The 5,565-nt window shown below is 48.6% G+C and carries 7 protein-coding genes, 1 tRNA gene, 2 other RNA genes and 1 pseudogene; 4 read left to right on the forward strand and 7 right to left on the reverse strand.

The annotated features are described in order from the left end of the window. Positions 1-19: 19 nt before the first annotated feature. The 3 genes from A7090_RS00360 to A7090_RS00370 all read right to left on the reverse strand — a co-directional run bounded on the left by A7090_RS00360 (position 20) and on the right by A7090_RS00370 (position 470). A non-coding RNA gene (locus A7090_RS00360) (RtT sRNA) lies at positions 20-157 on the reverse strand. 44 nt (positions 158-201) lie between these two features. Continuing rightward, positions 202-338, reverse strand: a non-coding RNA gene (locus A7090_RS00365) — RtT sRNA. Between the two features lie 44 nt (positions 339-382). After that, a tRNA-Ser gene (locus A7090_RS00370) sits at positions 383-470 on the reverse strand. A 233-nt stretch (positions 471-703) separates the two neighbouring features. Between A7090_RS00370 and ghrA the strand changes: the two genes are divergently transcribed. From ghrA to A7090_RS00390, 4 genes are all read left to right on the forward strand, one after another. After that, the gene (gene ghrA, locus A7090_RS00375; protein WP_105272592.1) at positions 704-1,642 is read left to right on the forward strand and encodes a glyoxylate/hydroxypyruvate reductase GhrA; all 939 of its coding nucleotides are present in this window, start codon (positions 704-706) and stop codon (positions 1,640-1,642) included. A 54-nt stretch (positions 1,643-1,696) separates the two neighbouring features. Continuing rightward, complete coding sequence (gene ycdX, locus A7090_RS00380) at positions 1,697-2,434, forward strand: zinc-binding phosphatase (RefSeq protein ID WP_105272593.1); 738 nt, start codon at positions 1,697-1,699, stop codon at positions 2,432-2,434. Positions 2,435-2,457: 23 nt separating this feature from the next. Beyond that, positions 2,458-3,012 (forward strand): molecular chaperone YcdY, encoded by a 555-nt coding sequence (gene ycdY, locus A7090_RS00385; protein ID WP_105272594.1) that lies wholly within the window; start codon positions 2,458-2,460, stop codon positions 3,010-3,012. A gap of 101 nt (positions 3,013-3,113) precedes the next feature. Further along, entirely contained in the window at positions 3,114-3,605 is a 492-nt protein-coding gene (locus A7090_RS00390; protein WP_105272597.1) for a DUF1097 domain-containing protein, read from the forward strand. Between the two features lie 79 nt (positions 3,606-3,684). Here the strand turns inward: A7090_RS00390 and csgG are convergent, their stop codons facing one another. The 4 genes and pseudogenes from csgG to A7090_RS00410 form a co-directional block, all read right to left on the reverse strand. Beyond that, positions 3,685-4,518, reverse strand: a complete 834-nt coding sequence (csgG, locus tag A7090_RS00395) for a curli production assembly/transport protein CsgG (protein WP_105272595.1) — start codon at positions 4,516-4,518, stop codon at positions 3,685-3,687. 26 nt (positions 4,519-4,544) lie between these two features. After that, positions 4,545-4,961, reverse strand: a complete 417-nt coding sequence (csgF, locus tag A7090_RS00400) for a curli production assembly/transport protein CsgF (protein WP_001264088.1) — start codon at positions 4,959-4,961, stop codon at positions 4,545-4,547. 24 nt (positions 4,962-4,985) lie between these two features. Beyond that, positions 4,986-5,375, reverse strand: a complete 390-nt coding sequence (gene csgE / locus A7090_RS00405; protein ID WP_105272596.1) for a curli production assembly/transport protein CsgE — start codon at positions 5,373-5,375, stop codon at positions 4,986-4,988. Between the two features lie 4 nt (positions 5,376-5,379). Further along, a pseudogene (locus tag A7090_RS00410) lies at positions 5,380-5,496 on the reverse strand (LuxR C-terminal-related transcriptional regulator); the annotation flags it as partial. Positions 5,497-5,565 lie beyond the last annotated feature (69 nt).

Here is a 5,565-nt window from a genome sequence, read left to right on the forward strand (position 1 = left end):
ACGAGCTCTTCTTTAAATATGGCGGTGAGGGGGGGATTGACTCGCTTCGCTCGCCCTGCGGGCAGCCCGTTCACTGCGTTCTCGGTCTGTCCAACTGGCTGTCGCCAGTTGTCGAACCCCGGTCGGGGCTTCTCATCCCCCCCGGTATGTGCAAAATACGAAAAAAAAGCCCGTACTTTCGTACGAGCTCTTCTTCAAATATGGCGGTGAGGGGGGGATTGACTCGCTTCGCTCGCCCTGCGGGCAGCCCGTTCACTGCGTTCTCGGTCTGTCCAACTGGCTGTCGCCAGTTGTCGAACCCCGGTCGGGGCTTCTCATCCCCCCGGTATGTGCAAAATACGAAAAAAAAGCCCGTACTTTCGTACGAGCTCTTCTTCAAATATGGCGGTGAGGGGGGGATTCGAACCCCCGATACGTTGCCGTATACACACTTTCCAGGCGTGCTCCTTCAGCCACTCGGACACCTCACCAAATTGTCGTTCCTGCCTTGCTGGAACGGGCGCTAATTTAGGGAAATCATGGCCTGAGGTCAACAAACTTTTTTAAAAAATCGCGCGTTTATTCAAACTTCAATCAATATGCAGTTTTAATAAGCGAAATCTGCTTTTTTTGCCACCGACTACGGATTTGTTATGCTGGTGGCCTTTGTAGATCATAACGATAAGTGCGAATAAATCTCGCGCAACGCTTTTTGGGAGTCACTATGGATATCATCTTTTATCACCCAACGTTCGATACCCAATGGTGGATAGAGGCATTGAGCAAAGCTATTCCTCAGGCAAGAGTCAGAGCATGGAAAAGCGGAGACAATGAATCAGCCGATTATGCTTTAGTCTGGCATCCTCCTGTTGAAATGCTGGCAGGGCGCGATCTTAAAGCAGTTTTCGCACTCGGGGCCGGCGTTGATTCTATTTTGAGCAAGCTACAGGCACATCCTGAAATGCTGAAGCCTTCTGTTCCACTTTTTCGCCTGGAAGATACCGGTATGGGCGAGCAAATGCAGGAATATGCTGTCAGTCAGGTGCTGCATTGGTTTCGACGTTTTGACGATTATCGCACCCAGCAAAATAGTTCACATTGGCAACCGCTGCCTGAATACCATCGGGAAGATTTCACTATCGGAATTTTGGGCGCAGGCGTACTGGGCAGTAAAGTTGCACAGAGTCTGCAAACCTGGCGCTTTCCGCTGCGTTGCTGGAGTCGAACCCGTAAATCGTGGCCTGGCGTGCAAAGCTTTTCCGGACGGGAGGAACTGTCTGCATTTCTGAGCCAATGCCGGGTATTGATTAATTTGTTGCCGAATACGCCTGAAACCGTCGGCATTATTAATCAACAATTACTCGAAAAATTACCGGATGGCGCGTATCTCCTTAACCTGGCGCGTGGTGTTCATGTCGTGGAAGATGACCTGCTCGCGGCGCTGGATAGCGGCAAAGTTAAAGGCGTAATGCTGGATGTTTTTAATCGCGAACCCTTACCGTCGGAAAGTCTGCTCTGGCAACATCCACGCGTGACGATAACACCACATGTTGCCGCGATTACCCGCCCCGCTGAAGCTGTGGAGTACATTTCTCGCACCATTTCCCAGCTCGAAAAAGGGGAGATGGCCTGCGGGCAAGTCGACCGCGCACGCGGCTACTAATAAAGCATCAGGATTCCTGCTATTCTTGGCGGGAATTGAATACAGGAGAAAGTTATGTATCCCGTCGACCTTCATATGCATACCGTTGCCAGCACGCATGCATATAGCACATTGAGTGATTACATTGCTCAGGCCAAAAAAAAGGGCATTAAACTTTTTGCGATCACCGATCATGGCCCGGATATGGAAGATGCGCCGCATCACTGGCACTTCATTAACATGCGTATCTGGCCGCGAGTGGTTGATGGGGTAGGGATCCTACGCGGCATCGAAGCTAACATTAAAAATGTTGATGGTGAAATTGATTGCAGCGGCAAAATGTTTGATTCGCTGGATCTGATTATTGCCGGTTTTCATGAGCCGGTTTTTGCGCCACATGATAAAGCGACCAATACGCAAGCGATGATCGCCACTATCGCCAGCGGTAATGTGCATATAATAAGTCATCCCGGAAATCCGAAATTTGAGATGGATGTAAAAGCCGTTGCTGAAGCAGCCGCGAAACATCAGGTGGCGCTGGAAATCAATAATTCCTCATTTTTACACTCACGTAAGGGCAGTGAAGACAACTGTCGTGCGGTAGCCGCAGCGGTACGTGACGCTGGAGGTTGGGTGGCATTAGGATCGGATTCTCATACTGCTTTTACCATGGGCGATTTTGACGAATGCCGTAAGATCCTCGACGCGGTAGATTTTCCACCAGAGCGCATTTTGAATGTTTCTCCGCGCCGCTTACTGAACTTCCTTGAATCTCGCGGTATGGCACCGATTGCGGAATTTGCAGACCTTTAATTACTAGTAATGGAAATATATTAATGAACGAGTTTTCTATCCTCTGTCGTGTGCTGGGTTCGCTCTATTACCGCCAACCGCAAGATCCTTTACTGGTGCCGCTGTTTACCCTGATTCGTGAGGGAAAACTGGCTGCGAACTGGCCACTGGAGCAGGATGAGTTGCTGATGCGTTTGCAGAAAAGCTGTGATATGGCGCAAGTCTCTGCCGAATACAATGCGTTGTTTATTGGCGATGAATGTGCTGTGCCGCCATATCGTAGTGCATGGGTTGAGGGGGCGACGGAAGCGGAAGTGCGTGCTTTTCTTTCCGAACGAGGGATGCCATTAGCGGATACGCCAGCCGATCACATCGGCACATTGCTGCTCGCGGCGTCCTGGCTGGAAGATCAGTCAACGGAAGATGAGAGCGAAGCACTGGAAACACTGTTCAGTGAGTATCTGTTACCCTGGTGTGGTGTGTTCCTTGGCAAAGTGGAGGCCCATGCAACCACGCCTTTCTGGCGCACCATGGCACCGCTAACTCGCGATGCCATTAGTGCAATGTGGGACGAGCTGGAAGAAGATTCTGAAGAGTAAATGTGATCTATATCACTCATTGCTGCAACGAATAATTAGTTGTTGCATGAAATGTGTGCTCGATCTCATTCATGACCGCGTTTTCTGCTATTATGCGCGGCATGAACATACTTCTCTCTATTGCTATCACAACAGGCATTCTCTCCGGTATCTGGGGCTGGGTGGCTGTTTCCCTTGGCTTACTAAGCTGGGCAGGCTTCCTGGGCTGTACGGCCTATTTTGCCTGTCCGCAAGGTGGGGTGAAAGGGCTGGCGATCTCCGCTACAACCCTGCTTAGTGGCGTGGTGTGGGCGATGGTCATTATTTACGGTAGTGCACTGGCACCACATCTGGAAATTCTCGGTTATGTCATAACCGGTATTGTCGCGTTTCTGATGTGTATTCAGGCGAAGCAGCGGCTGCTTTCATTTGTTCCGGGGACGTTTATAGGAGCATGCGCGACGTTTGCCGGGCAGGGTGACTGGAAACTGGTGTTACCTTCGCTGGCGCTTGGGCTGGTATTTGGCTACGCAATGAAAAACAGCGGTCTGTGGCTGGCAGCGCGTAGTGCAAAGACGGCTCACCGTGAGCAGGAAATCAAAAATAAAGCGTGAGGGGCACTCACGCTTTCGCTTAAATAGTAAAAAGCCGGATAATAATGGACTGACCTCATAATTCCGGCTTTTTTATCTATCAGGATTCTGGTGGAACCGACATATGGCGGTATTTCACCAGAATTTCATTCTGCCGTTCTGCTTTGTTCTGCAAATCCCACAGACCGCGGTCGATACCATCGTTAATCAGGAAAATGACGCCTGTTTCGATAGCTGACATCAGGCACAGCATAACGGGTTCGTTCGAGGTGTAACCCACTTCACCTTCCAGCAAACGCTGGTAGTCAATAAAGCGGAAGACCCCTGCCTGAACTTCATAGGAAAGTATCGTCTTACTGGTGTTCACCGAAGAAAGGATCTCACCGGTACTTACATTGACGACGCGCAGATTCACGGCAATCTGATCAAGCTGGTATTGCGTGTCGGCACCGATCCCAAAATATCTTGCCCCAACCCCGCCCGATTTGACGTTGCTTTCATAACCGATAATCGAACCTTCAACCATGATATTTGCTGCCGTTAAAGATTGCAGCGGGATTCGGTTATTAATGGCAACCGTGCCGTTTTCTTGTGCCGCACGAATAATCTTGCGTTCGTTAAGCAGGTTTTGTAAGCCTTGACGCTCCAGCGGTATAAACCAGCGAGAATCTTTTAATGCCGTGACCAGCATTGCCGTGGCGCTTTGCGGAACAGCAGTAGAGAAGTTACTTGCCGGGTAGGGTTTAAATTGCCCGGTTTCATCCTGAATGTTGTATACCGAAACAAAGATCTTACCTGTCGGCGCTGGCAGATGGGTTAAATCTTTGTAGCTCTGGGCACGAGGCATTAATGTCGGTCTGGCTGCTTCTTTAGGTGGAGCAGTTAAGCATCCGCTCAGTAACATGACGGCAACCAAAACAAATAAGCGCTGCATGATTAATTTCCTTATGAAGCTGGGGCTTAAAAATCGGTTGAGTTATTTTGTAAACCAGAAACCTGGATGGTCGAGGTTTGTCCGGTTTTGCGATCCGTCACATTCAACTGCAATTGACCATCGCGGTTGGCAATATCGACAATATAATCATTAGTCACCATGCGGCCCGGTTTACCAGTATTAATATTTGACAGTAACCCACCCAAAATTTGTGACTGGATGGCCTGAGTAAAGTTATCTAATGCTGATGGCGTTTCAATACCAAAGTCATCGTTATAGCTCGGATCTTTATACGAGTTCTGTGCCTGAGCGCTATTTAATAAAAAAGCGCCATTATTTGGGTTACCACCAAAATTTGGATTACGGAACTGGAAAGTCATGGTTCCAGCCCAACTTAAAGGCGAAATAAGCATGAGTAGAACTACTGCATGTTTGACACGCATTGCAGCCTCCGAACAATTTTTTATTTAAAATTCATCATGCTCCAAATCGCCCGTACTCAATAACGCCTGATTTATCTGGCGACGATTTAGTGCTTCTTCTGTTTGAACCAGTGCAAAGACGACAGTTTTCTCGAAGTCTCTTTTCAATGGGAATAAAAAAGTCTGGAAAATAACGTCCTGATTCACCGTTATTGTGCTCCAGCTTCCCCATCGTGCACTGGGCCTTTCATTAATCGTTAAGTTACCCGTATAGTCACTTTCCCATTTATCACTAAAAGCTCGGTAAAAATCGTGGCCAATAGATGAAACAGTATGATCAGTTAACAATCCCGGGACTTCTACCTCAACGGCGTGAAGATTCCCTGCGGCGAACAGAAATTCTGCCGCCACAATCCAGCGTAAATAACGTTTCATGGCTTTATCGCCTGAGGTTATCGTTTGCCCAGGAAACCGCTTGTGTCCGGTTTTTTACGGCTATCTTCTTGAAAAGATTATAAAGATGCGTTTTAACCGTATTTTCGCTGATGAACAACGAATGTCAACGCCACGATTTTGTAGATCGCTTAATACCGACAGCCAGAAGTTCGCCCCTTCGCTTTCAGAC

Source organism: Escherichia sp. MOD1-EC7003 (assembly GCF_002965065.1).
Taxonomy (GTDB): Bacteria; Pseudomonadota; Gammaproteobacteria; order Enterobacterales; family Enterobacteriaceae; genus Escherichia.